Genomic DNA, 22944 nt, shown 5'->3' on the forward strand with positions numbered 1-22944 from the left:
GTGGGCGGCAGTTGCTCTGAAAGAGCAATGAGAGCCCACACCGTCGAACTAAAGAAGGCCGCTCCACACCGGGGCGGCCTTTTTTTGTTTTGTGTGAAGACCTTGGCTATTTACAAATATTAACCAATTCTTCCAGCGCTTCTAACAGAGGTGAATTGTTATCTGCTGAATTGTAGTGTTCGGCGTGTGAGCTACCCAAATCACTCGTGCAATGCGTTTCATTGCATTCGATGGCTGTCTCCCGAATGAGCTGGCCAGCAGGCTGAAGAGCTTCATCGTTGTTGTAGGTTTCCATGAACGCAATCGAGTAGTTTTCTGCATTGTCACCCCCACCACTAAATACAACGTAATGGTCATCCGCTCTCAGGATGCGGACGTCTACAATCGGAGTTTTCAAATAGGTTCCCTGATGCAAGATACCGTTTTGATCTGAAGTTTCCGTGCCGATCAAAAATATACATTTCTGTGGAAAGGAGATCTGCTGGGTTTTCTTTCGTCCGGCTGCCTGCGGCTGTGATGTCAAAGACATCTTGGCGATTTTGTGAGTCAGGCTCTCATAGTCGGCTTCGCCAGCTAAAACCGCACGACAAGCTACGATGATTAGAATGGAGGCACCTAATAGGTGTTTCATATTGTTTCCTTCGAATGACGCTAGTCGACGGTTGGTATAATCCATATGGAGAAATCCCAATACCGAAAGCAACTTTAACGCGCGATGATTCCGTTTGCAGAGCATGGATTCCCACTTGCCAAACCCCGCCAACCCCACTTTACGCGCGTTCTCAACAAGAACGTCACGGCGGGGTGATCCCAGCTTTTGAGGCGTGACGTGGATTGGCGATGCGCGTCTGTCCTCCTCCCTACTGCGACGTCAAGGAAACGGGCAGAGCGTCTCATGTGGGCGCGGTCCGCACGGACTGAAGCCCTTACTTGACAAGGGCTGTGATCCATACCGGCGGCTGACGGTCTTGCCGTCAGCCGCTGGTGATTGCAAATCAGGACAGTGCTGATTCAGCCGCCGCCCGGACAGCGCGGATGTTGTTTCCGTAGACCTGTGGGGTTGAAACCGAACCGCCTTTGAATACAGCCGAACCGGCCACCAGCACATCCGCACCCGCCGCTGCCACCAGCGGGGCGGTATTCGGGTCGACGCCACCGTCAATCTCGATATGCACTGGACGATCACCGATCATCTGACGCAGTTTTTTAACCTTGCCAGTCATGTCGATGAATTTCTGGCCCCCAAAGCCGGGGTTCACGGTCATCACGCAAACCAGATCCGTGAGGTCCAGCAGATGCTCGACCGCTTCGGCAGGGGTGCCGGGGTTCAGGGCAACGCCGGCTTTCATTCCGGCGCCGCGAATGGCCTGCAAGGTGCGATGGGTATGTGGGCCAGCCTCGATATGTGCGGTCAGAATGTCCGCTCCGGCATCGGCATAGGCCTGGATGTAGGGATCGACCGGCGTGATCATCAGGTGAACGTCCATCACCGTTTTCACATGCGGGCGAAAGGCTTTCACGGCCGGAGGGCCAAAGGTCAGGTTTGGAACGAAATGGCCATCCATCACGTCAACATGAACCCAGTCGGCGCCCTGCGCTTCGATGGCCTGAATTTCCTGCCCAAAATTGGCGAAATCGGCGGACAGGATAGACGGCGCGATCTTGATGGTGCGGTCAAAGCTCATGGTGGCCTCGTATCAGCTGAAGAGTCGCGGATGCGTATACCCCTGAGCCGGTGGGATGGATAGCCCCCGCAAACGCTGTGCCGCCACAAAACTCTTACCGCGTAGCATCTGACCCAATGGGTTGAGGCCTCGGCCCGGAGGTCGGATGCGGCTGAGAATCCTAGTTCGCTGATGCCTCGTTCAGGGTCAGCGTTACACGCTCACCCGCGAAAACCGTGCGGCCGTACTCGACTGGCCGTCCATCCGGGTCGGCATTGACGCCGACCGAAAAGAGAACAGGAGCACCTTCTGACAATTGAAGTTGTAGCGCCTGCGTTGCGGTCGCCCCGCGCGCGGTCAGGCGAGTCGAGACGCGGACGTAATCCCTGATGCCGCAGGCTTGCAGCGCTTTGGTAACGGATTGGGTTTCGGTCAATGTCTGCAAGATATCCGGAAATCGTTCCGCGGGGAAAACGCTTTGAAACAGGGCTATGGGCTGCCCGTCCGCCAGGGATAATCCGTCATAGACGTGCACTGGATCACCCTTGTTAAGGCCCAGAGCTTCGGCTTCGGCTTCATCGGCGACGCGCGTGGTCAAAGCTAGGATTTTCTTACCCGGTATCTTGCCGCTGGCCGAGATGTTCTTGTGATAGCGCACCCTTTTGCCGATCGGATAATCCGTTGGCCGTGCCGCAACAAAAACGCCCGCACCGCGCCGAGCGTGCACCAGCCCCTGATCAGACATGTTAGCCAAAGCGCGCCGTACCGTGTGGCGGTTGACGCCATAGGTGGCGGCCAGCTGAGTTTCGGTCGGCAGGCGATCTCCGGTTTGATAGCGCCCCTCGGCGATGTCCGAGGTCAGGCGCAGGGCAATACTTTTCCAGATCGGCGTTTTGCTCATTCCACCAAACCTTCAAACGGTCGCAGATTGCGTTTTGACAACCTGTCGGTTAACATTTGTCTAGTTGTATAGTTCATGTAGACAACCTATCCAAGAGGCTTTGATGGCAAACCAGACGGAAATCGGGATCAAGGCACGGAAGGAATGGATGGGTCTGCTGGCGCGCGCGCCGGACACTGCCCTAATGGCGCTGTGGGACGGCATTCAGGACTGCCCGAGTTTCGAATGGCTGCGCAGGCCCGAAGTGGGTGGTGTCATGGTGCGTGGCCGCATCGGAGGAACCGGCGCTTTGTTCAACCTGGGTGAAATGACCGTTACGCGCTGCTCGGTCGTGTTGCAGGATGGTACGGTCGGTCACGGATATGTTCAGGGCAGGTCGAAATCCAAAGCAGAAGCGGCGGCATTGATTGATGCGATGATGCAGACGGCCGCTGCTGGTGATTTGCAGGAACGGCTGCTTGATCCGCTGAGGCTGCAAATGCAGTCGATCAAGACAGCGCGCGCCGCAAAGGCAGCGGCCACCAAGGTCGAGTTTTTCACGCTGGCTCGGGGGGAAGACTGATGCCTGTTCAAATGCGGTACTCGGGGGGCTTTCAAGACGCACCTGTCGACGCGGCACATGCATTCCGCGCGGCCATGACCGCCATGGCGCGCCCGGGTGAACTCCGCACCCTGACTGGCTGCGCACCACCTGCGCCCTTGTCCGTTGCGGCTGGCACGCTGCTCCTGACGCTTTGCGACGCCGAGACAAACGTTCATCTGGCGGGTGAAGCCGACACCGATGTGGTGCGCGAATGGCTGACCTTTCACACGGGTGCACCGATAGTGGCGGCGGAAGAGGCTGATTTTGCCCTTGGTACGTGGGATGCACTGGCGCCGCTCAACACCTATCGTATCGGGACGCCGGAATACCCGGACCGGTCCGCGACACTTGTTGTGGAATGCAGGCGGCTGGAGCAGAACGGAGCGGTTCTCAGCGGCCCCGGCATCCGGCACACGGCGCGACTTTCTCTGCCGGATATTCCGGCTCTTCAGAACAATGCGCTGCTTTACCCTTTGGGGTGTGATTTTTTCTTCACCTGCGGTGAGGCGGTCGCGGCCCTGCCGCGTAGCACGCAAATCAGGTCCAGGGGGTAAGCCATGTATGTCGCTGTCAAAGGGGGCGAAAAAGCCATCGAAAACGCCCATGCGTGGCTTGCCGAAGAACGCCGCGGTGCGACAGATGTCGCGGAACTGAGCTTCGCGCAGATCCGTGAACAGTTGGGCCTTGCGGTGAACCGGGTCATGGCCGAGGGGTCGTTATACGATCCCGACCTTGCTGCGCTGGCAATCAAACAGGCGCGCGGCGATCTGATCGAGGCGATTTTCCTCGTCCGCGCTTACCGCACGACCCTGCCTCGTTTCGGCTATTCCAACCCTGTCAAAACCGGCGACATGGCCTGTGATCGCCGGATCTCGGCCACGTTCAAAGATGCCCCCGGTGGTCAGGTTCTGGGGCCAACCTTCGACTACACCCACCGATTGCTGGACTTCAAGCTGGCGGCCGAGAGCGAAGTTCCAAAGGCGCCTGAAGGCCCTGTGCGGCTGGAATCAACGCCACATGTTACCGCATTCCTGAAGGATGAGGGTATCATTCAGGATGAACCGGCCCGCGATGACGTTCCGGGCGATCTGACCCGTGAACCGATGGAGTTCCCGTCCACCCGCCCGGTGCGCCTTCAGTCGCTGACCCGTGGGGACGAGGGATTTGTGCTGGGCATGGCTTATTCGAGCCAGCGCGGTTACGCCCGCAACCACGCCTTTGTCGGAGAATTGCGTATCGGCAAGGTCGTGGTTGAGCTGGACATCCCCGAGCTGGGCTTTGCCATCGATATCGGCGAGGTCGAGCTGACCGAATGTGAGACGGTGAACCAGTTCACCGGTTCGAAAACGGAACCGCCACAGTTCACGCGGGGCTATGGGCTGGTCTTTGGCCAGTCTGAACGAAAGTCCATCGCGATGGCGCTGGTCGATCGGGCCTTGCGGTGGGAAGAGTTGGGTGAAGACAACGTGGGCGCGCCCGCGCAGGATGAAGAATTTGTTCTGAGCCATGCGGACAACATTCAGGCTACCGGCTTTCTCGAACATATCAAGCTGCCGCATTATGTCGATTTCCAGTCCGAGCTGGAACTGGTCCGCAAACTGCGCCGAAAGGCCCAAGAGCGCATGTCAGAGGAGGCCATGGAATGAAAGCCGTCGTTTTTGATATCGGAAACGTTCTGGTCAAGTGGGATCCGCATCTGGCATGGCTGGAGGAGATGGGTAGCCGCGAGGCGGTGGCAGAGTTCCTGACGCGCATCAATTTCCCCGAACGCAACCTGCGGGCCGATGGAGGAGAGATGTTCGCCGATCTGGCCGCTGAACTGGAAAATGCGGAAGATCGGCAGCGCCTCAGTGTTTACGTTGAACGTTATGCCAGAACCGTTCCGCAAAAGATCGAGGGAAGCTGGCGCCTGCTTTACCGCCTGAAAGAGAAAGGCACTCCGGTTCATGCGATCACCAATTGGTCAGCGGAAACCTGGCCTGTCGGCGTGGGGGCACATCCCGAATTGGGCGAAGTGTTTGGTGTCACCGTCGTGTCGGGGCAGGAGAAGCTCTTGAAGCCTCAGCCAGAGATTTTCCATCTGTTGTGCAAGCGGGCCAGGCTTTCACCCGAGAACTGCATTTTCATCGATGACGGGCTGCACAATGTCGAAGGCGCGCGTGCGGTGGGCATGGATGGGATCCACTTCACCGCGCCGCACGCGCTTGAACGCGCTCTTGCAGAAAGAGGCTGCTTATGAGCGCGTACAACTTCGCCTATCTGGACGAACAAACCAAGCGGATGATCCGGCGGGCGATCCTCAAGGGTCTGGCCATACCGGGGTATCAGGTGCCGTTTGCCAGCCGCGAGATGCCGATGCCCTATGGCTGGGGTACCGGGGGCGTACAGGTTTCAGCCGCGACGTTGACGCCCGAGGATACGTTCAAGGTGATCGATCAGGGCGCAGACGACACCACCAACGCCGTATCCATCCGCAAGTTCTTTGAAAACACCGCAGGGGTCGCCACCACGGAAAAGACGGAACAGGCCACAATCATTCAGACCCGCCACCGCGTCCCCGAAGCAAAACTGCGCGAAGATCAGATCATCGTTTATCAGGTGCCGATTCCCGAACCTCTGCGCTTTTTGGAACCGCGCGAGACTGAGACGCGCAAGATGCACAGTCTTGAGGAATACGGGCTGATGCATGTGAAACTGTACGAGGATATCAGCCAGCATGGGGCAATTTCGACCGCTTATGCCTATCCGGTGAACGTGGCTGGACGCTATGTCATGGACCCGTCCCCGATTCCGAAATTCGACAATCCAAAGCTTGAGATGGACGCGATCCAGCTGTTTGGAGCCGGGCGCGAGCAGCGTATTTATGCGGTGCCTCCGCATACCAAAGTCGTGAGCCTCGATTTCGAGGATTATCCGTTCGAGGCCACCAAGGCCGATCATCCCTGCGATCTGTGCGGGGCCGAAGACAGCTATCTGGACGAGGTTATCATGGATGACGCGGGCAACCGGATGTTTGTCTGTTCTGACACGGATTACTGCCGGTCACGGCGTGAGGCGGGGCATGCAGGCCAATTGGCCGGAAAGAACGCGCAATGACCCCTCTGTTGCAAGTCAAAGGCATTGAAAAAAGCTATGGCCGCCGGATCGGATGCGCGGATGTGAATTTTGATCTCTTCCCCGGAGAAGTAATGGGAATCGTTGGTGAAAGTGGGTCGGGCAAGTCGACCTTGCTCAACTGTATGGCCGGCCTTCTGAAGCCGGATGCCGGGCAGGTGATCTTTGATACCCGTGCAGACGGCCCGGTCGATACGGTCACAATGTCCGAGCCAGAGCGCCGGATGCTGAGCCGCACCGATTGGGCCTTTGTCCATCAACATGCGCGCGACGGGTTGCGGATGTCTGTCAGCGCCGGAGGCAACATTGGCGAGCGGCTGATGGCCGTCGGCGGACGCCACTATGGCAGCATTCGGGGCAAGGCCATTGACTGGTTGGGCCGGGTCGAGATTGACGAGAGCCGCGTCGATGACCGCCCAAGCGCGTTTTCGGGCGGGATGCAGCAGCGTTTGCAGATCGCGCGCAATCTGGTGACAGGTCCTCGGCTGGTGTTCATGGACGAACCGACCGGTGGTCTGGATGTGTCGGTACAGGCGCGTTTACTGGATTTGTTGCGCGGACTTGTGCGTGAGATGAGGTTGAGTGCGATCATCGTCACCCATGATCTTGCCGTGGTGCGTCTGCTGGCGGATCGGTTGATGGTGATGAAAAGCGGTCGCGTGGTCGAGGCCGGGCTGACGGATCAGGTACTGGACGACCCGCAACATGCCTATACGCAGTTGCTGGTGTCCAGCGTTTTGCAGGTTTGAGGCTTTGGGGAAAGATGAAGCGATGATTGAACTTGTCGATGTCAGCAAAAGCTTCACCCTGCACAATCAGGGCGGCGCCGCGATCCCGGTGGTAAAAGGCGCGTCTCTGAAAGTGGAACCGGGTGAGTGCGTCGCCCTGACCGGGCCGTCGGGTGCAGGCAAATCCACGCTGATGCGGGTGATCTACGGCAACTATCTGGCGGCCACTGGTCAGGTGCTGGTCGCAGGGTTGGACGTGGCCCGGGCTGAACCGCGGCAGATCCTGTTGCTGCGTCGTGACACGTTGGGCTATGTCAGCCAGTTCCTGCGGGTCGTGCCTCGGGTGCCGACGCTGGACGTTGTGGCAGAGCCGCTGCTGGCAGCGGGCTGTGACAGGCAAGTGGCAATGGACAGGGCAGCCGGATTGCTGAAACGGCTGAATATTCCCGAACGTCTGTGGACCCTCAGCCCGACGACTTTCTCGGGCGGCGAAAAGCAGAGAGTAAACATTGCGCGGGGCTTTGCGCATGAATATCCGGCAATGCTGTTGGATGAACCGACCGCAAGCTTGGATGCGCAGAACCGGGAAACGGTTTTGTCCCTGATCGAAGAGACAAAGAACAAGGGCGTGACGATTGTCGGGATTTTTCACGATCTCGACGCACGCGAACGGGTCTGCGATCGCGAGGTCGATGTCTCGGACTTCACGCCGGGGATGGCTGCATGACGCTTGCTCCGATCATAGCGGTCGTGGGTCCTTCGGGGGTCGGAAAGGACAGCGTAATGAACGCGTTGGTGGTCCGGGCGCCGGGTGTTCAGCGGCAGCGGCGGGTGATTACCCGTCCCGAAGGCGAAGACGGCGAAGATTTCGACCGGGTCTCGGTCGATACATTTCAGCGAATGGAACGGGTTGGTGCGTTTGCGCTGAGTTGGCATGCGCATGGGCTATATTACGGTGTGCCAAAGACGATCACGCGGCAGCGGCAGGTGGCCGTGGCCGTTCTGGTCAACCTGTCACGAACGGTGTTGCTTGAGGCGCAGGAGGTGTTTGGTGATCTGATCGTGATTTCCCTGACGGCCAAGCCCGAGGTTCTGTCCGAACGCTTGTCCTTAAGAGGGCGGGAAAGCAAGGCGGAACAGACGCGGCGTCTGGACCGGGCCCAAACGTCTTTGCCCAACGGTTTGAATCAGGTCCTGGAATTCGACAACTCCGGTGCGATGGAAGATACGGTTGCCGAAATCCTGCCGCACCTTCAACCGGAAAGCCCGTAGCGATGGATAAGGTAGAAGCGCCCGTCCTCAGCCTCGCCCGTAAGGGCCAGATCCGTGATCTGGAAGGGCTGCGGCAGCAGTGGGACCAGATCGGTTTGCAGCGCGTTCCGAGTTGCTCTCAGGGTTGGTTTGTCCAGCTTGCCGCTCAGGGTGATGTGAAAGCGGAACGCGTCCAGTACGTAAGGATAGCCCCACTGAACCAGGTTGGCGTCTTGCTCTGGGGTCAACCCGGCGGCGCGACGGCGGGCCAGTTCGGCCTTGGAGGTAGGCGCACGAAAGCTGTCCAGTTCCCGAACACAGGCCGCGGCAAGCGCATTCAGTGCCCGCGTCTCACCCAACGGACGCAGGGTCAGAAAGCGCCCAAACCGGGCGATCTCGAGGCCATCCAGCGACACAGGTGGTTGGCGGGAGGCGAGCGAGCTGCACGCCTCTTGCAGGGCTTCGAACGTTTTGCCGTCGCGCAGTCTGAACGGTGGCTTCAGTGTCGCGTGCAGCCCGTACTTGCGCGGTACTTCCGTGACAGCGGCAACGTCGATGCCTTCGACAATCGGATGGGCAACCGGCTTTCCCGCCTCCATGTCCCAACCCAGCCAACTGGTTGCAAATTTCGCCCATTCCTTTCCCGCAGGCGGCGCAAAATAGATCGCGTATCGCGTGAATGTCATGTCGGCCTCCTCTTGCGTGGCCTTCCTCGGTCTCAACATGCGTGAAGTTCAGATGACAGAAGAGTTGATCCTTGCCAATGCCACGCTTGTATTGCCGAATGAAACCGTAACCGGCAGTGTCCGGATTGTGGGTGAGGCCATCGCTGAAATCGACACCGGAAACGGGGTTCCCGCGGGCGCGATAGATTGCGAAGGCGACTATGTCAGCCCCGGCCTTGTCGAGTTGCACACGGACAACCTTGAACGTCACATTCAACCGCGCCCACAGGTGAACTGGCCCCATGCCGCCGCAATTCTTGCGCATGATGCGGAATTGGCCGGCGCCGGGATCACGACAGTGTTCGATGCCATGCGGGTTGGATCGATCCCGTCGGGCGCCCGGCGGTATGGGAAATACGCCCGCGGCCTGTCGCAGGAGTTGTGGGATCTGCACGAACAGGATGCGCTGAAGATCAGCCACTTTCTGCACTTGCGGGCCGAGGTGTGTTCGGAAACTCTGGTTGAAGAGCTGAGCGAATTTGGACCGGAAGACAGGGTTGGCATTGTGTCCATAATGGATCACACACCCGGTCAGCGTCAGTTTCGCGATATGGGCAAGCTGGAGACCTTTCTGAAGGGCAAATATGCCATGGATGATGACACGTTCTTTCAGCACGTGGCGCAATTGAAAGGGCTTCGAGATCGCAATGGCGTACTGCACGAGGTCGAAGCTGTCAAAGCTGCCCGCCGTTTCGGAGCAGTATTGGCCAGCCATGACGACACGACTGAAGATCAGGTGAAAGTGTCCGTAGGTCACGGCATCCGTCTGGCCGAGTTCCCCACAACCGTCGAAGCGGCACGCGCCTGCCACAAGAACGACATTCGGGTCATGATGGGCGCGCCGAACATAATCCGCGGGGGGTCGCATTCAGGCAATGTTGCTGCCTACGAGCTGGCTCAGCTTGGGTATCTGGACATCCTGTCTTCGGATTATGTGCCGTCGGCCTTGTTGCTGTCGGCGGTTAGGCTGGGCGAGATTTGGGGCGACCTGGCGCGGGGGATGAAGACGGTTACGCTGGCACCGGCTCGGGCCGCAGGGTTGGAGGAGCGGGGCGAGTTGCGCGTCGACGCCCGCGCCGATGTCATCCGCTTCCGGATGCGCGCGGGTGTACCCGTCCCGAGTTCGGTTTGGGCGCGCGGTCGACGCGTGGCGTGATCAGGCCGTGTAGAACAGGTAACGGTCCGGGGCGATTGTCTTGGGCCCCTGGATCTGGGCAAAGCCGACCAGGGGCTGACCTGAAATCAACAACCCGCCGGGCTGCATGACTTTTGCGATCAGCGGGCTGAGACGCTCTGCTTCGGCGACGTCCTCGTGCTTGATGCCGCGTCCGAAATCGTAATGCGCCAGCGCGATTCTATGCCCGTCGGCCGCCAGTCTGAGCAGCATCGGTTCGGCCTCACCTTGCAGGAAATCCTCGGCCGGGGGGGTGCTGTCCGGATGGCATTGCAGGATCCGGTCCATCACCCAGATCCGGCGCTCTGGCAGGATTTCACGCAGGTGGTCATAGGTGCGGCCATTGCCCAGGCCCATATCCAGCACATCCCCCGGCTGGCCGCTGATCCGCTCGGCCGCCCAGTTCAATCCGTCGCGTTGGGCCGTCAGTCGGCGCAGCATGGAATCCAATCGGCTCATGGTGATGTCCTCATTCGTTCTCTGGCGCGACCCGGGCTGTGGCGGGCCCGCTCAGCAGTTTGCTCAGAAGGGCCTCGGTAAAGGTCCAGATGTCCTGATCATGGACCAGATGATGGGTCAATATGCCAAAGGGCTCGGTGTTGTCTGAACGGCCTTCGCGTCGGTCTCGCAGAAGACCAGCAGTCTGCGCGATCAGGGCGTCGGCTGAGATCAAGCCACGCGACCCGCGCCAGTCGATCGGATCAAGGTGGGTATTGATCTGCTCAAGACCCGGGGCGGCCAGGCATGATTTTCGGGGCGTTGCGGTGGACAGGATGCGGTATCCCAGCTTTGGCAACTGTTTGGCCATTTCGGGTGCAATGCGATTCCAGGGGGGCACGAACATTTGTCGCATATTGTCACCAAACAGGGACCGAAGACGCACCATCCCGGCCTCCGCATCCGTCACCATCATGTCCAGCGGACGGTCGAGCCGAAACTCGGCCTTCTTCTCGCCGCGAGGTGCATGGTTTGTATGCGCCCACCCGTGTACGACCGGAACAAGAGACGCGCGCGCGGCGACGTATTCCGCCAGCGCGGGCGTCGCGTCGCGTGGAATGACGGCCAGATGCACGGGCAGGCCCAGTTTGTCGGCCAGCTCGGAAAGGCGGTCCAATTGCGGTGTTGGCGCGATGGCATCATCATCGCGCCACCACAAAGGCAAGGGCAAGCTTTCGGCGCGCCAATGATTCAACTCGACGTCAAGTGGGCGCCAGTCGGGGTTCATGTGCGTTGCTCCAGCAGGCGCTTGGCGATGTGGACGGATTGGATGGCCCCGTCAAAACCGAAATCCTGTTGTACACGGGGGCCGTCGGCCACGACACGCTCCACCGCCCGAGCCAATGTCGCCCCGCTCAACGCTCGGCTTTCCAGAACTTCGATTGCGGGCAGATCGGACAGGCTTTGCCCGCGCAGCCCTTGTTCCACCTCTTTGCCGTCGTCGAAAGGTACAAACACGGCGGGGGTGCCACTTTGAAGGATATCCATGGCAGTGTTGTAGCCGCACATGCTTACCGATGCCGCTGCCAGGGGCAGCATCTGGCGGAAATCCGGCCGCACAGGTTCCAGAACAACCGAAGCACCTTCGACCATCCGGGACAATTCCGCGATCCGTGCCTTTGCATCCGTTCCACCGACCAGCAGGCGCCAGCGCCTGTTGGGCATCTTTCGGGCGGCCTCGATGGCCGCGCGAAAGATCGGTTGCCCGACGGATCCGCCGCCAGCGCTGACCAGGATTTCATCCTGGCCCGCTGCGTCGGGGTGAGGTTGGGGCAATGCAGGCGCCACAAAGCCGGTGTAGTGAAGTCGCTTGGCCAATCGGTCCGACACCGGCCAGCTGACCGACAGGGGTGTAACGCTTTCGGTGGAATGCACCAGAATGCCGTCATAATGCCGAGACACGATTTCATCCGCGCGCTCGGCCTTGGCGCGTTTGGAGGGCGGAGCCAGAATGTCGCGGATGGATCCGAGAATGACGGGACGCTCAGGCAACGCGCTTGCCGCATTCAAGGCCGCATCGAACTCGGCCGACAGTGATCGGCGACCAAAGGGGTAAAGCTCGGTGATCAGGATCTGCGGCTGGAAGCTGTTCACCGCCTGCACCAGGGCGGCCTCGCGCGTGGCGTGATAGGCCGCGTCAGCCTCGTCGCCGCTTTCGGTCAGCAAACGGGTGAAGTTGGTTCCGTCTGACCTGAGCGGCGGCAAGCCGAACAGGGTCATGCCCGTGCTGTCCAATTGCGGCGCGGGCATGCCACCCGTCACGACCATGACGTCGTGGCCATCATCCCGAAAGGCCCGCCCCAATGTCAGCGCCCGGCTGAGATGCCCGGTGCCCAACAGGTGCGTGACGATTATCATCACCTTCATTGCGGGGCCTCGTATTTGATCAGGCGAACGGGGTCGGCGTCGGCGGTCATGGTCTTCATGTCGACGATATACAGCCGATTGCGTTTGATCTTAAAGGGGGCAGGTCCTTCGAAATTCCAACCCCATGCCCAAGCCAGAATGACCCGCATGATACCGATATGACAGACTGCGACCGTATCCTGCCGCAGCGCGGACAGCCAGGGGCGAAGCCTGTCCCGAACCTCGGCCGGGCTTTCTCCGTTTGGTGGGCGGAAATCCCAGCCCCAATGCTCGATATGACGATATCCGCTGGATGCGTCCGCGATCAGGTCGACCCCGCGCTGACCTTCCCAATCGCCCCAGTTCATCTCGGTCAACGCGTCCGAGGTGTTCGGGTCGCGACCGGTCACGATTTGCGCCGTCTCACTGGCGCGGTGCAGGGGGCTGGACCAGATGTCAGCCTTGGCCCAGTCCTGCGGCAATCCATAGCCCGCCAATTCGGCTCGGGCGTCATCGTCCAGCGGTATGTCGCTGCGCCCCTGGATCCGTCCCGCGCGGTTCCAATGGGTGTGCCCGTGGCGGAGCAGTGCAAGCCGGGTCATGATACGTCCTTCAGCAGGGGTCGGAGGGTTGCCCACAAGCGCTCGGTCGCCTGTGGCATCAGGTGGCGCTCTGCCACGTAGTTGCGTGCCGCAGCGCCCAGAGTGTGGCGCAGCGTGGAATCCGACAAAAGGGCCTGCATGCCATCCGCAAATCCCCTGGCGCCGCTTTCGACGGATGGATAGGCCGCCGGGGACAGAACATCGCGTACACCGGGCCGATCCTGAGCGACCACAGGCAATCCCGCAGCCTGCGCCTCGAGGTAAATCATGCCGTAAGCCTCATTCACTCCGGGCCATGCGAGCAGAGATGATTGTTGATAGACGCGTTGCAGTTCTTCCCGGTCAAGCTGACCCAGAAAACGCACCCGCTGTCCGAACGGCGCCATCAGCGCCTCAACCTGCCTGCGAGCCGGGCCGTCTCCTGCGATGTTCAGGTGCCAGTCCCCGGTCAAATGCGCCAGGGCCTCGGACAATATCTGATAGGACGCCAGCTTGTCCCCATGCCGCATCATGCCGACGGTCAGCATGGGTGCGCCACCTGTGGCGGCCGGAGGCAGTTCCGAGATGGGCAGGAACGGAGGCAATTCGACCAAAGCCTGATCGCCAAAGCGATCCCGCCGCAAAGTGATCAGGTCGTTGGCCGTATGATAAAAGATCACATCCGCTGCATCGCAGGCCTGATGCGCCGCATTGGCGAACTCAGCCCACGGCCCGTTTAACCGACTGGATGCGCGGGTGCTTTCCAGTTGCACATAGGGAATGCCACGCGCCTTGCAAACCCGAGGGCCCAGCAGGTCAGGTGCCTTGTAATAGTTGTGGTAGGTCACCCACAAATCGGTATCTGAAGGCATGTCAGAGACAAGTCGCTTCGCTTCATCTTCTGCCGCGCGCCTCAGGGCTTGTTGCAGGTCTTCGTCGCCGCTTTTGTCATAGATGCGCAAGTCGGTCGCCAGATCGACCGTATCACCCTCGGCGGTCAGCGCCTGCATCAGATTCCGGGCCATTTCACGGTCGCCCGAAGGTTTCGGGCTGTCAGGAGATTTCATCGGGGCATAAAACGCGACCCGCGCCATTAGGCGTTTTCCATGCACATGGAGTTGAGGCGTTCCGACAGCCGTGCGATGCCGGGAGCCATCCGGAACTCAGCGATCAGACGGTCATAGGCCGCATGCGCCATCTTTGACGCTTGCTGCGGATTGGCTGACAAACGTTCCACGGCTTCTGCAAGTGCAAAAGGGGCGTCATCGGACAAAACCCCATGTGTTCCGGTTTCGATAAACTCGGGGATCGCCGAGACCGGTGTCGACAGGATTGGCAACAACTGAGACGCGGCCTCCATCAGCACATTCGGCAACCCGTCGCGGTCTCCGTCCTTCGCTATGCGGCTGGGCAGAACGAACAGGTCGGCATCACGCATTGCTGCGATGACCTCGGGCTGGTCGCAAGCCCCTTTCCAAGTGATCCGGTTCGCAATGCCGGCTGCGTTCGCCTGTGCCCTCAAAACGTCATCCAATGCGCCGCCGCCGATATGGGTCCAGTGCCAGTTCAGGTCATCGGGCAGCAATGCGAAAGCCGCGATCAGACGATCGAAGCCTTTTTTCTCGACCAGCCGCCCGACAGAAATCATGTGAAAAGGATCATTCACAGCACGCAGCTGTCGCGTTGGGGGCTTGGGAAAGCGAGACAGGTCCAAACCGTGATAGATCAGGTCCACGCGCTTGGGGTCATCGGCCAGGCTGCGCAGATGTTCCGCTCCGATGGCTGTGCAGGTGGCGCCAAACGTGGCCCCGTAGGAGGCGGCTTGCAGCTTTTCACGTTTTTCCCAATCCGGCGACGTCCAGATATCCTTGGCATGAGCCGAAAAACTCCACGGCAATGCGCGCATGATGGCGGCGTAACGGGCAACGGATGACGGCGTGTGCATGAAATGAGCGTACAACCCTTGCGTCCGGGCAGGCAATTCTGCGGCCAGAACGCAGGCTTGCCCAAACCGTCGGATGCGATTGGGCGTCGGGTCGCGCTTCAAGTCCTGACGCCAGGTCCGATAGGCCCTGTCGTAACCGGGAAGCGTTTGGGCAAGGGCCCGTGCCGCCCAGACCCGTTTGGGTTCATCATGAAGATACTCGGGCAGGTATCGGACCTGTCCTGTGAACCGGTCATGCAAGGGATGGCGTTTCGTATCGGTCGGGTGCCGCAAAGACCAGATGTCTAAGCGATGCCCGGCCTCCTGCAAGGCGACAAGTTCCTGAGCAATGAACGTTTCGGACAGTCGTGGCCAACCTTTGACCACAACCGCCAATCGAGGAGAATCTGAGGTCATCCGGTGGCTCGTTCCTGTTCCCAGGTCAGCAGGCTCTCGATGCGGTCGGTGACATAATCCAGCCCGTCCAGCAATCCGCTTTGTATCGCCTGCGACGGTAGGGACTGGTGCGGTAATTCCCGAATGGCGCGGATCATCGCGTCCGGCGTCAGGCCATCCCGGTTTTCATCCAGCATTCGGACAAGGCTCAGCCCTTCTGCGCGCGAGGCCCGTATCCACTGTTCCAGACGGGGCGTGGTGCGCGGGACGATGACAGCGCGTTTGTCAAAGGAAAGAACCTCGCAGAACGTGTTGTAGCCGCCCATGCAGACGACGCCTTCGGCCCCTGCAAACAGCGTTTCGATCTGGGATTCGAACCCAACGGCAGTGACGCGGCCGTTCAACGCGGCAACGCGGGTTTCGAAATCTTCGCGCAACTCACCGGACAGAAAGGGGCCATAGACCAAAACCGCGCGCGGCGACAGATCCGGGTCTTTTTCATATGCGGACAGGACGAGGTTGACCATCGCCTTGCCGTCGCCGCCACCGCCGGGCGTGATCAGGATGTAGGGTTGTTGCGGAGGCTCGCCGACCGGACCAAGATCGCGGCGCAGATATCCCGTCCAGTGGATGCGGGACTGCGCCGAAGCGCTCAGCGGCAACCCCTGCGTCGGGTCATAAATCGACTGCAAGCCGTAAACCCAGATTTCGTGATAAAACCGTTCGGTGGCTTCAACGGCTTCCTTGCGCGCCCACTCGGCGGCCAGGACTTCGGGTTCATCCAGAACATCGCGCAACCCAAGCACCATTTTTGTTCCGCAGTTCTTTTGCAGATGGTTCAGTGTCGGTAGCAGCTCACCCCGAAACCCCGTCGGTTCCTTGTCTACGATCAACACGTCAGGGTCGAACTGCTGAACGGCGGTTTGAATAAGACCTGACCGCAACTCGGTCACTTCTTCGATGCCCATCCCGATCGTGCGTGCAGCATAAGACCCGTCTGCGCGTTTGGTGACACCGGGCAGGCGCACGTGGTCAACGCGACGGGGAAAGGTAAACCGTCCGGCCACGGGTGATCCCGTCAGGATCAGCGCGGATGCGCTTTGGTCCGCCTGCGTGATCGCGGCCGCCAAAGCCCGAGACCGGCGAAGATGGCCCAGCCCGAACGTATCGTGACTGTAAAACAGGATACGCGGTGCGCGGCCCGGTTTGGAATTGGTTTTGCCTAGGCTCATAGTGTTGCCTGTCTTCTTGATCCCGGTTCGAAATCCGCGCGTTTGCAAGCGTTACTGTATATATCCCCGTCGCGCTTGCCAAAGGAGGAATTGCTCTTCAGCAAATGTTCCAAGCATTGCGATTTGGCAACAGCATATTGACGGTTTCGCGTCATGTCGCACCAAAGCTTGAGAGGGATCGCAAAAGAACCGATGAACTGGCAAAGGGGCAGGGCCTTCAACTGCCGTTCATATTCAATTTTCGCCAGATTGAAAACATCCGGAATTACGCAGTGCGCCAAGAACACGCCCGAACACGATATTGAGCAGGGTGCACCCGAGTGTTTGAACTGCCTAAAACCCTTCTGTAATCTGATCGCTATCGGAAAAACTGGATGCAAAACCCCATGAAACATACCTTTCTGGCCGCAACACTTCTGGCTTTGTGGGCTTTTGTACTGGCGCTTCCGGTAAGCGTTTCAGCGCAAACATCCTTGATTCCGGGATACAACGCGGACAGTTCGTCTGCGTCCTCGCCGGAAAGTGACCTGGCTGCCGCAATTCGCGCCGCCAGCGAAGCCGGGGCCAGTGTGATCGTCATCGACAGCGCCGGGCAGGTTGTGACAACGGCAGGCGGCACGGATGCGGGCACGAATGATGCGGCAAGCGATTCGAACAATCCCATGGGTGAGGGATCGCAGCTGATGAAGGCGCAGGAGCGGTTCTCGAAATTCCGTGAGTCCATGCAGTCACGGCTTGAGGCGCTGCCGTATTCGGTGTTCGAAGTGAAGTATATCCTGCGCCAGACCAGTCCGGACGGTCGCATTCAGACCTATGTGGAAGTTCTGGGCTGGAACATCCTGTTCCTGTTGTTGGGCCGCTGGCTGTCTATCGAGATATACGGGAAACGCATCGCGCGTCGCTGGGTCGTGGCGCGGATCAAGGATGAACCGCAGGGTTACCGAGAAAAGATGCCCTTCCTTCTGTTCCGGTTCCTGATGGGGATCGGAGCGACGATATTTGCCATGCTCATGGCCCTGATCGTCGGATACCTGTTTTTTGGCGAGGCGGACGATATCTCGATCCAGTTCACGGTCACGGCGATCTTCACGGCGTTCTTCCTGTCGCGCACGGTGTCCGATCTGTGGCGGATGGTTTTGTCACCTTACCTGAGTCAATACCGGCTGCCGCCGTTCTCGGACCGGGACGCCAAGCGGCTGTATCTGTGGGCTTCGGCCCTCGCGACCTATGACATCACGGTTGTCCTGTTTTCGACCTGGGTTGCGGATTTCGGGCTGAACTACAACGTCTACGCCATGGTCTATGGCTGCCTGACAATGGTGGGCGCTTTCGGCAATATTCTGATGATCCTGTTCAATGCCCGGGCCATTTCAAATGCCATCCGGGGCGGAAGAGCGCCGGATCAGGTCTCGTGGTTGTTGCGGTTCGTCTCCTTCGGCTGGGCACCTGCACTGATCGTCTATGTCGTGTTCAGCTGGTTCCGTCTGGCGGTTGATCTTGCACTGGAGAACCCAACGCCGCTGCCGCTGATCGCAAGCAGCTATATGATCTTCATGTCTGTCGTCGTTGCCTATGGTGCGATGAACTACGTGCTGGAGCGGTATTTTGACCGTTCGCGCAAGATCAACGAGATAAACGAAGAAACCGCCGCTGCCGAAGCGGATGCCGAGCCCGTGGAAACGCCCGAGGCAGAACAGCGCAAACAGTATCTTCTGACCTATGAGGATCTGGCGCGTCGGGTGGCTGGAATTCTGGCCTTTGTGATCGGTGTCTATGCCCTTGTGGTGATTTGGTATCCCGATGCGGAATGGAGCGAGGACCTGCCGGTTGCACGTGTGCTGGATGTAATGGTCATCATCTTCATCGGCTACATCCTGTTTCATTTCTTTCGCATCTGGATCGACAGCAAGATAGCGGAAGAAGTCGATGATGGCACCGAGGCCGAACTGGGCGATGAGGGCGGGGAAGGCGGACAAAGCCGGCTGGCGACGCTGCTGCCATTGTTCCGCGGCGCAATTCTGGCCGTTGTGGTCGTGACCATCATGCTGATCGTTCTCATGGAACTTGGTATCAATGTCAGCCCGCTGTTTGCGGGTGCCGGTGTGGTTGGTCTGGCTGTCGGTTTCGGATCTCAAACACTGGTGCGAGACATCTTTTCCGGAGCGTTTTTCCTGATGGATGATGCCTTTCGGAAGGGTGAGTACATCGATATCGGAGACGTCAAGGGAACGGTCGAGAAGATCTCGGTCCGGTCCTTCCAGCTGCGTCACCATCTTGGCGCGTTGAACACGATTCCTTTTGGCGAAATCAAGGTTCTGACGAACTATTCCCGTGACTGGGTGATCATGAAACTGCCGCTGCGCGTGACCTATGACACTGACGTGGAAAAGGTGCGAAAGCTGATCAAGAAGCTGGGGCAGGAGTTGCTGAGCGATCCTGTGATCGGCGAAAACTTCATACAGCCGCTGAAGTCCCAGGGCGTGATCGAAATGCAGGATTCAGCGATGATCATCCGGGTCAAGTTCATGACCAAACCGGGCGATCAGTGGCTGGTGCGCAAGAAGGTCTATCAGGAAATTCGCGAATTGTTCGCGCGGGAAGGCATCAAATTCGCGCATCGCGAAGTCACCGTGAGGTTGGCAGACGGCAAAGACGCCGATGACCTGACGCCGAAACAGCGTGAGGCGGTAACAGGCGCGGTGCAGGCAGCGATCGATGAGGATTACCTGGACGATATCGGCCCTGGGGGCGATGATCGATAGGGGCGCGGCTGCGTACCGGATGGTCAGTAGGCGTCGAGCGGCCAGACAGGTTCTGAACTGCCCAGTTTCGACGCGGGCAAATCCCAGCGCATCGTCGCTTCGCCGACCCTCAGCGCAGGGTTGAGGCGATGGCCCGGCCCCCAGCCGGACGCCTCTGTCGCCGTGCCGTAATCCGGTGTTGCCGGGCTGACGGGTGAAGCTTCTGCGTCGTCTTTGCCGAGCACGGCCAGAAGTTCGGCGGTGCGCGCCAGAGAGAGATGCGCGTGCATGATGGAATTGCCTGACGCGGCCTCGGCCAGTGCGGACAGGACGGCAGCCGCCATCAGATAGCCGGTCGCGTGGTCCAGAGCCTGAACAGGCAACGGGGTCGGCTTGTCCGCGTTCGCCCACTCCATCCCGGCATGGGCGATACCCGCGCTCATCTGGACAAGGCTGTCAAACCCGCGCCGGGTCGACCATGGACCTTGCCAGCCATAGGCATCCAGCGTGACTTCGATCCGGTTCGGAGCCAGCTCGTCACGTTTGGCCCGGGTCAGACCCAGTGCCTCCAGCGCGCCGGGTCGATACCCGTGTACGAACACATCCGCCTGAGCCAGCAACCCATGCAATCGTTCAAGGCCGGTTACGGATTTCAAATCAAGATAGGCGCAGCGCTTTCCCAGAGATATGTCGGGGATCACCCCCGGTTCATCCCAGCCAGGTGGGTCGATGCGCAAGACCTCGGCTCCGAACCCTGCAAGCGTTCGCGTAGAAACCGGGCCGGCCAGAACGCGCGTCAGATCCAGCACCCGCAACCCGGCCAAAGGCCGATCAGCGGTGGCCCGAGGTCTGTCGCGCAGGTTGACATAGCGCGGTCGCTGCCAACCGATCAAAGGGTCGCGCGACACGGCGCGGCCTTGTGGGTGATCAAGCCATTCCGTCCGGCTGCGCATGGCAGCGGCCACCCCACCTTCGGCAACAACCGCCGTTTCCAGATCCGATACTGACCAAGATCTGACGGCTTTTGCCACGGCTTCACGCTCTGGCCGGGTGCCAAGGACTTTCAACGCGGCAGAGCGATGGCGGGGCAGGTTTGTGTGCAGCCTGATCCAGCCATCAGCGGCTTTGTAGTCGCCCGCGACCGCATCCCACAAACTGGGCATGTCCCAACCATCCGGCTTGAAGGAATAGCCGAACCACAGAGATGCCAGCCGATGATCGATCGAGACTTCGGGTGCCTTCGTGGACAGGTTGAGCGCCTGGATCAGCTGGGCCATTTCCCGCCCCACGGCTGCGAAACTGGCGGTGGCCAGTTCGGAAACGGCGAAGGCGCTTGGCAGCATACCGGCACCGACCCTGTGATAGCTGCCGGCAGCGGGAAGAGTGGCCAGCAGACTCATTGCTGATAGGGGTCGAGACTGTCGCGCAGCCCGTCACCAAGGAAGTTGAACGCCAAGACCACGACAATGATCGGCAGCATCGGGATTGCCGTCCAGGGATAGATCTCGATCGACGCGAGGTTCTGCGCGTCATTCAGCATCACGCCCCAACTGACCGCAGGTGCGCGCAGGCCGAGGCCAAGAAAGCTGAGCGCTGTTTCCCCAAGGATCATGGCCGGGATCGACAAAGTGGCCGACGCGATCAGGTGCGACATGAAGTTGGGCAGCAGGTGCTTGCGGATCACACGGCCCGAACTTGCCCCCATCATCTCTGCGGCCCGGACATATTCCTCTTCCCGCAAAGACAGGAATTTTGCGCGAACCGAGCGCGCCAGGCCCGGCCAGTCGAGGATGCCCAGAATGATCGAAATGATGAAGAACACTGCGACCGGGCTCCAGTTCGAAGGCACTGCGGCGGAAAGGGCCAGCCACAGAGGCAGTTCCGGCAACGAACGCAGGATTTCGATGACACGGTTGATGGTCCAGTCGATACGTCCGCCGAAATAGCCGGCCATCGAACCGAACAGGATGCCAAGAAAGAAGGACACCGAGATACCGATCAGACCCACCGTCAAAGACAGCTGTGCGCCATAGAGAATACGGCTGAAGATGTCTCGGCCCAGCCGGTCGGATCCCCACAGGAACAGCGTTGTCCCCTCTGGCGGGCAGAACAGGTGTGTGTCCGACGGTACGAAACCGGCCAGCTTGTATTCAGAGCCTTCGCAGAAGAACCGGATTGGGCGCGGGTCTTCGGTGTCGGGGACGAACTTCCATTGGAAGGTTTCAAGGTCCGCCTCGGCGACGATCGGATAGACATGTGGGCCGATGAACTCGCCCTCGTGAAACCAGTTTACCGATTGTGGCGGCGCGTACAGGTGCTCTCCGTTTCGGTCATTTGGCCCGTAAGGCGCAATAAACCCGGCAAAGGGCAGCATTAGATAACAAAACAGCAGGAAAATGCCCGAGATCAGGCCCAGCTTGTGGGTTTTGAACTTGCGCCAGACCAGAACCCAGTTGGGGGCATCCAGATCGGCGCGTTCCAGCTGCTGAATCGAGGCCTGCGGATCAAACGGCGCGTCATCGACATAGCGGTTGTCAGGACGATCAGTCATGCCTCGCGCCCCTCATACCGAATGCGCGGATCCAGCATCACCAGCAGGATATCCGAAATCATCGTGCCGATCAGCGTCAGCAGGGCGACGAACATCAGGATGAACGCCGACAAGAACTGATCCTGCGTCTTCAAAGCAGTCAGCAGTGTGGGGCCGATGGTTTGCAGGCCCAGAACGACCGAAACCAGAACCGAGCCGGACACCATCGACGGCAGCAGGTTGCCGATATCGGCGACAAAGGGGTTGAAGGCCACCCGCAGGGGATACTTGGTCAGCATTCGTGACGGGGCCATGCCCTTCGCGATGGCGGTTTCCACATAGGGTTTGCCGAGTTCGTCCAGCATGTTCGCGCGCAGACGCTGCATCATCGCCGATGCCCCTGAAGTACCGATGACGAAGGTCGGTACGATCAGGTGGATGAGGATGGACTTCAATTTCTCCCAACTCATCGGCTGGCCTTCGAAACTCGGATCCATCAAGCCCCCGATCGGCAGGTTGAAATACTGGTGGCCATAATAGAACAGGATCAGCGCCAGCAAAAAGTTCGGCGTTGCTAGCCCCAGATATCCGACGAAGGCCGAGGTATAGTCGATCCATGTCCGGGACCGCGCGGCGGCGATAACGCCCAGTGGCAATGCGACGGCATAAACAAACAGGATTGCAGCCAGATTGACCACAACCGTCAACCAAAGCGTGTCACCGACGATTTCGGAAACGGGACGGTCGAATTCAAAGGACCACCCGTAATTGCCCTGAATCAACCCGGAAAACCCGTGCGGTCCGGGCCAGAATCCCATCCAGATCAGGTATTGTTCCCACATCGGACGGTCCAGAGCGTATTCAGCGCGCAGAAACTCTGCCTTTGCGACACCTGCGGACTGGCCCGAGGCCTGAAGTTCAGCGATCTGGTTGCTCAGATAGTCGCCGGGCGGAAGGTTGATGATTACAAAAACCAGAACCGAGACCACCAACAAAGTCAGCAGCATCGTGAAAAAGCGATACACCACGTAGCGCAGCATGATCATTTAGCTGCTCC

General features: G+C 59.5%; 24 protein-coding genes. 10 read left to right on the forward strand and 14 right to left on the reverse strand.

The window, feature by feature from the left end; genetic code table 11:
• Positions 1–106: 106 nt before the first annotated feature.
• From ACR0I0_RS10725 to phnF, 3 genes are all read right to left on the reverse strand, one after another.
• The gene (locus ACR0I0_RS10725) at positions 107–676 is read right to left on the reverse strand and encodes a hypothetical protein (RefSeq protein ID WP_480491367.1); all 570 of its coding nucleotides are present in this window, start codon (positions 674–676) and stop codon (positions 107–109) included.
• 319 nt (positions 677–995) lie between these two features.
• On the reverse strand, positions 996–1685 hold the full coding sequence (rpe, locus tag ACR0I0_RS10730) for a ribulose-phosphate 3-epimerase (protein ID WP_171636657.1): 690 nt from the start codon (positions 1683–1685) through the stop codon (positions 996–998).
• 160 nt (positions 1686–1845) lie between these two features.
• Positions 1846–2565, reverse strand: a complete 720-nt coding sequence (gene phnF / locus ACR0I0_RS10735; RefSeq protein ID WP_480491369.1) for a phosphonate metabolism transcriptional regulator PhnF — start codon at positions 2563–2565, stop codon at positions 1846–1848.
• Between the two features lie 103 nt (positions 2566–2668).
• Here phnF and phnG point away from each other — a divergent pair, with 103 nt between their 5' ends.
• Genes phnG through ACR0I0_RS10775 form a run of 8 tightly spaced genes read left to right on the forward strand, consistent with a single transcriptional unit; the run spans position 2669 to position 8262 of the window.
• Positions 2669–3127 carry a phosphonate C-P lyase system protein PhnG gene (gene phnG, locus ACR0I0_RS10740; protein WP_480491371.1) on the forward strand — a complete coding sequence of 153 codons (459 nt, stop codon included), beginning with the start codon at positions 2669–2671 and terminating at the stop codon, positions 3125–3127.
• Positions 3127–3702, forward strand: a complete 576-nt coding sequence (gene phnH / locus ACR0I0_RS10745) for a phosphonate C-P lyase system protein PhnH (protein ID WP_480491373.1) — start codon at positions 3127–3129, stop codon at positions 3700–3702. The genes phnG and phnH overlap by 1 nt, the downstream gene beginning before the upstream one ends.
• A 3-nt stretch (positions 3703–3705) precedes the next feature.
• Positions 3706–4794, forward strand: coding sequence for a carbon-phosphorus lyase complex subunit (locus tag ACR0I0_RS10750; RefSeq protein WP_480491374.1), 1089 nt, complete (start codon positions 3706–3708; stop codon positions 4792–4794).
• Positions 4791–5387: an HAD family hydrolase gene (locus ACR0I0_RS10755; protein WP_210093578.1), complete on the forward strand. Its 597-nt coding sequence runs from the start codon at positions 4791–4793 to the stop codon at positions 5385–5387. The genes ACR0I0_RS10750 and ACR0I0_RS10755 overlap by 4 nt, the downstream gene beginning before the upstream one ends.
• On the forward strand, positions 5384–6244 hold the full coding sequence (locus ACR0I0_RS10760) for an alpha-D-ribose 1-methylphosphonate 5-phosphate C-P-lyase PhnJ (RefSeq protein WP_480491376.1): 861 nt from the start codon (positions 5384–5386) through the stop codon (positions 6242–6244). The genes ACR0I0_RS10755 and ACR0I0_RS10760 overlap by 4 nt, the downstream gene beginning before the upstream one ends.
• Positions 6241–7011, forward strand: coding sequence for a phosphonate C-P lyase system protein PhnK (phnK, locus tag ACR0I0_RS10765; RefSeq protein WP_171636672.1), 771 nt, complete (start codon positions 6241–6243; stop codon positions 7009–7011). The genes ACR0I0_RS10760 and phnK overlap by 4 nt, the downstream gene beginning before the upstream one ends.
• A 22-nt stretch (positions 7012–7033) precedes the next feature.
• Positions 7034–7717 carry a phosphonate C-P lyase system protein PhnL gene (gene phnL, locus ACR0I0_RS10770; RefSeq protein ID WP_171724510.1) on the forward strand — a complete coding sequence of 228 codons (684 nt, stop codon included), beginning with the start codon at positions 7034–7036 and terminating at the stop codon, positions 7715–7717.
• Complete coding sequence (locus tag ACR0I0_RS10775; protein WP_480491378.1) at positions 7714–8262, forward strand: phosphonate metabolism protein/1,5-bisphosphokinase (PRPP-forming) PhnN; 549 nt, start codon at positions 7714–7716, stop codon at positions 8260–8262. The genes phnL and ACR0I0_RS10775 overlap by 4 nt, the downstream gene beginning before the upstream one ends.
• Here ACR0I0_RS10775 and ACR0I0_RS10780 read toward each other — a convergent pair.
• Positions 8244–8927 (reverse strand): DUF1045 domain-containing protein, encoded by a 684-nt coding sequence (locus ACR0I0_RS10780; protein ID WP_171724508.1) that lies wholly within the window; start codon positions 8925–8927, stop codon positions 8244–8246. The two genes, ACR0I0_RS10775 and ACR0I0_RS10780, sit on opposite strands and share 19 nt — an antisense overlap.
• Before the next feature lie 52 nt (positions 8928–8979).
• On the opposite strand from ACR0I0_RS10780, the gene ACR0I0_RS10785 reads away from it, so the two are divergent.
• Positions 8980–10122, forward strand: a complete 1143-nt coding sequence (locus ACR0I0_RS10785; protein WP_171636945.1) for an alpha-D-ribose 1-methylphosphonate 5-triphosphate diphosphatase — start codon at positions 8980–8982, stop codon at positions 10120–10122.
• Here the strand turns inward: ACR0I0_RS10785 and ACR0I0_RS10790 are convergent, their stop codons facing one another.
• From ACR0I0_RS10790 to ACR0I0_RS10820, 7 genes are read right to left on the reverse strand one after another with little or no spacing between them, the layout of a single operon-like run.
• A complete protein-coding gene (locus tag ACR0I0_RS10790) occupies positions 10123–10599 on the reverse strand; it encodes a class I SAM-dependent methyltransferase (protein WP_171229514.1) in 477 nt (158 codons plus the stop codon). It abuts the gene before it with no gap.
• 10 nt (positions 10600–10609) lie between these two features.
• Positions 10610–11365, reverse strand: coding sequence for a polysaccharide deacetylase family protein (locus ACR0I0_RS10795; RefSeq protein WP_480491380.1), 756 nt, complete (start codon positions 11363–11365; stop codon positions 10610–10612).
• Positions 11362–12504 carry a glycosyltransferase family protein gene (locus ACR0I0_RS10800; RefSeq protein WP_480486797.1) on the reverse strand — a complete coding sequence of 381 codons (1143 nt, stop codon included), beginning with the start codon at positions 12502–12504 and terminating at the stop codon, positions 11362–11364. The genes ACR0I0_RS10795 and ACR0I0_RS10800 overlap by 4 nt, the downstream gene beginning before the upstream one ends.
• Entirely contained in the window at positions 12501–13085 is a 585-nt protein-coding gene (locus tag ACR0I0_RS10805) for a histidine phosphatase family protein (RefSeq protein WP_171636684.1), read from the reverse strand. The genes ACR0I0_RS10800 and ACR0I0_RS10805 overlap by 4 nt, the downstream gene beginning before the upstream one ends.
• Positions 13082–14158, reverse strand: a complete 1077-nt coding sequence (locus tag ACR0I0_RS10810; RefSeq protein ID WP_210093572.1) for a glycosyltransferase family 4 protein — start codon at positions 14156–14158, stop codon at positions 13082–13084. The genes ACR0I0_RS10805 and ACR0I0_RS10810 overlap by 4 nt, the downstream gene beginning before the upstream one ends.
• Positions 14158–15405, reverse strand: coding sequence for a glycosyltransferase family 4 protein (locus tag ACR0I0_RS10815; RefSeq protein WP_210093571.1), 1248 nt, complete (start codon positions 15403–15405; stop codon positions 14158–14160). Before ACR0I0_RS10815 ends, ACR0I0_RS10810 begins: the two co-directional genes overlap by 1 nt.
• Complete coding sequence (locus tag ACR0I0_RS10820) at positions 15402–16616, reverse strand: glycosyltransferase family protein (protein ID WP_480491382.1); 1215 nt, start codon at positions 16614–16616, stop codon at positions 15402–15404. Before ACR0I0_RS10820 ends, ACR0I0_RS10815 begins: the two co-directional genes overlap by 4 nt.
• A gap of 386 nt (positions 16617–17002) precedes the next feature.
• Between ACR0I0_RS10820 and ACR0I0_RS10825 the strand changes: the two genes are divergently transcribed.
• Positions 17003–19378: a mechanosensitive ion channel domain-containing protein gene (locus ACR0I0_RS10825; protein ID WP_480491384.1), complete on the forward strand. Its 2376-nt coding sequence runs from the start codon at positions 17003–17005 to the stop codon at positions 19376–19378.
• 23 nt (positions 19379–19401) lie between these two features.
• On the opposite strand, the gene ACR0I0_RS10830 is transcribed toward ACR0I0_RS10825, so the two are convergent.
• The 3 genes from ACR0I0_RS10830 to ACR0I0_RS10840 are packed head-to-tail and all read right to left on the reverse strand — an operon-like array spanning position 19402 to position 22933.
• A complete protein-coding gene (locus tag ACR0I0_RS10830) occupies positions 19402–20757 on the reverse strand; it encodes a CoA transferase (RefSeq protein WP_480491385.1) in 1356 nt (451 codons plus the stop codon).
• Entirely contained in the window at positions 20754–21908 is a 1155-nt protein-coding gene (locus ACR0I0_RS10835; protein ID WP_171724500.1) for an ABC transporter permease, read from the reverse strand. The genes ACR0I0_RS10830 and ACR0I0_RS10835 overlap by 4 nt, the downstream gene beginning before the upstream one ends.
• On the reverse strand, positions 21905–22933 hold the full coding sequence (locus tag ACR0I0_RS10840; RefSeq protein ID WP_152457137.1) for an ABC transporter permease: 1029 nt from the start codon (positions 22931–22933) through the stop codon (positions 21905–21907). Before ACR0I0_RS10840 ends, ACR0I0_RS10835 begins: the two co-directional genes overlap by 4 nt.
• Between the last annotated feature and the right edge of the window lie 11 nt (positions 22934–22944).

The sequence above is a fragment of the Ruegeria sp. AG6 genome (genome assembly GCF_056541565.1).

Excerpts from the sequence above, each read along its gene's own strand:
- ACR0I0_RS10840 (WP_152457137.1), bottom strand. The coding sequence starts at position 22,933 with ATGATCATGCTGCGCTACGTGGTGTATCGCTTTTTCACGATGCTGCTG.
- phnL (WP_171724510.1), top strand. The coding sequence starts at position 7,034 with ATGATTGAACTTGTCGATGTCAGCAAAAGCTTCACCCTGCACAATCAG.
- ACR0I0_RS10800 (WP_480486797.1), bottom strand. The coding sequence starts at position 12,504 with ATGAAGGTGATGATAATCGTCACGCACCTGTTGGGCACCGGGCATCTC.
- ACR0I0_RS10795 (WP_480491380.1), bottom strand. The coding sequence starts at position 11,365 with ATGAACCCCGACTGGCGCCCACTTGACGTCGAGTTGAATCATTGGCGC.
- phnF (WP_480491369.1), bottom strand. The coding sequence starts at position 2,565 with ATGAGCAAAACGCCGATCTGGAAAAGTATTGCCCTGCGCCTGACCTCG.
- ACR0I0_RS10760 (WP_480491376.1), top strand. The coding sequence starts at position 5,384 with ATGAGCGCGTACAACTTCGCCTATCTGGACGAACAAACCAAGCGGATG.
- ACR0I0_RS10725 (WP_480491367.1), bottom strand. The coding sequence starts at position 676 with ATGGATTATACCAACCGTCGACTAGCGTCATTCGAAGGAAACAATATG.
- ACR0I0_RS10750 (WP_480491374.1), top strand. The coding sequence starts at position 3,706 with ATGTATGTCGCTGTCAAAGGGGGCGAAAAAGCCATCGAAAACGCCCAT.
- ACR0I0_RS10820 (WP_480491382.1), bottom strand. The coding sequence starts at position 16,616 with ATGAGCCTAGGCAAAACCAATTCCAAACCGGGCCGCGCACCGCGTATC.
- ACR0I0_RS10810 (WP_210093572.1), bottom strand. The coding sequence starts at position 14,158 with ATGGCGCGGGTCGCGTTTTATGCCCCGATGAAATCTCCTGACAGCCCG.
- phnK (WP_171636672.1), top strand. The coding sequence starts at position 6,241 with ATGACCCCTCTGTTGCAAGTCAAAGGCATTGAAAAAAGCTATGGCCGC.
- ACR0I0_RS10805 (WP_171636684.1), bottom strand. The coding sequence starts at position 13,085 with ATGACCCGGCTTGCACTGCTCCGCCACGGGCACACCCATTGGAACCGC.
- ACR0I0_RS10790 (WP_171229514.1), bottom strand. The coding sequence starts at position 10,599 with ATGAGCCGATTGGATTCCATGCTGCGCCGACTGACGGCCCAACGCGAC.
- ACR0I0_RS10780 (WP_171724508.1), bottom strand. The coding sequence starts at position 8,927 with ATGACATTCACGCGATACGCGATCTATTTTGCGCCGCCTGCGGGAAAG.
- rpe (WP_171636657.1), bottom strand. The coding sequence starts at position 1,685 with ATGAGCTTTGACCGCACCATCAAGATCGCGCCGTCTATCCTGTCCGCC.
- phnH (WP_480491373.1), top strand. The coding sequence starts at position 3,127 with ATGCCTGTTCAAATGCGGTACTCGGGGGGCTTTCAAGACGCACCTGTC.
- ACR0I0_RS10830 (WP_480491385.1), bottom strand. The coding sequence starts at position 20,757 with ATGAGTCTGCTGGCCACTCTTCCCGCTGCCGGCAGCTATCACAGGGTC.
- ACR0I0_RS10825 (WP_480491384.1), top strand. The coding sequence starts at position 17,003 with ATGAAACATACCTTTCTGGCCGCAACACTTCTGGCTTTGTGGGCTTTT.
- ACR0I0_RS10835 (WP_171724500.1), bottom strand. The coding sequence starts at position 21,908 with ATGACTGATCGTCCTGACAACCGCTATGTCGATGACGCGCCGTTTGAT.
- phnG (WP_480491371.1), top strand. The coding sequence starts at position 2,669 with ATGGCAAACCAGACGGAAATCGGGATCAAGGCACGGAAGGAATGGATG.
- ACR0I0_RS10785 (WP_171636945.1), top strand. The coding sequence starts at position 8,980 with ATGACAGAAGAGTTGATCCTTGCCAATGCCACGCTTGTATTGCCGAAT.
- ACR0I0_RS10775 (WP_480491378.1), top strand. The coding sequence starts at position 7,714 with ATGACGCTTGCTCCGATCATAGCGGTCGTGGGTCCTTCGGGGGTCGGA.
- ACR0I0_RS10815 (WP_210093571.1), bottom strand. The coding sequence starts at position 15,405 with ATGACCTCAGATTCTCCTCGATTGGCGGTTGTGGTCAAAGGTTGGCCA.
- ACR0I0_RS10755 (WP_210093578.1), top strand. The coding sequence starts at position 4,791 with ATGAAAGCCGTCGTTTTTGATATCGGAAACGTTCTGGTCAAGTGGGAT.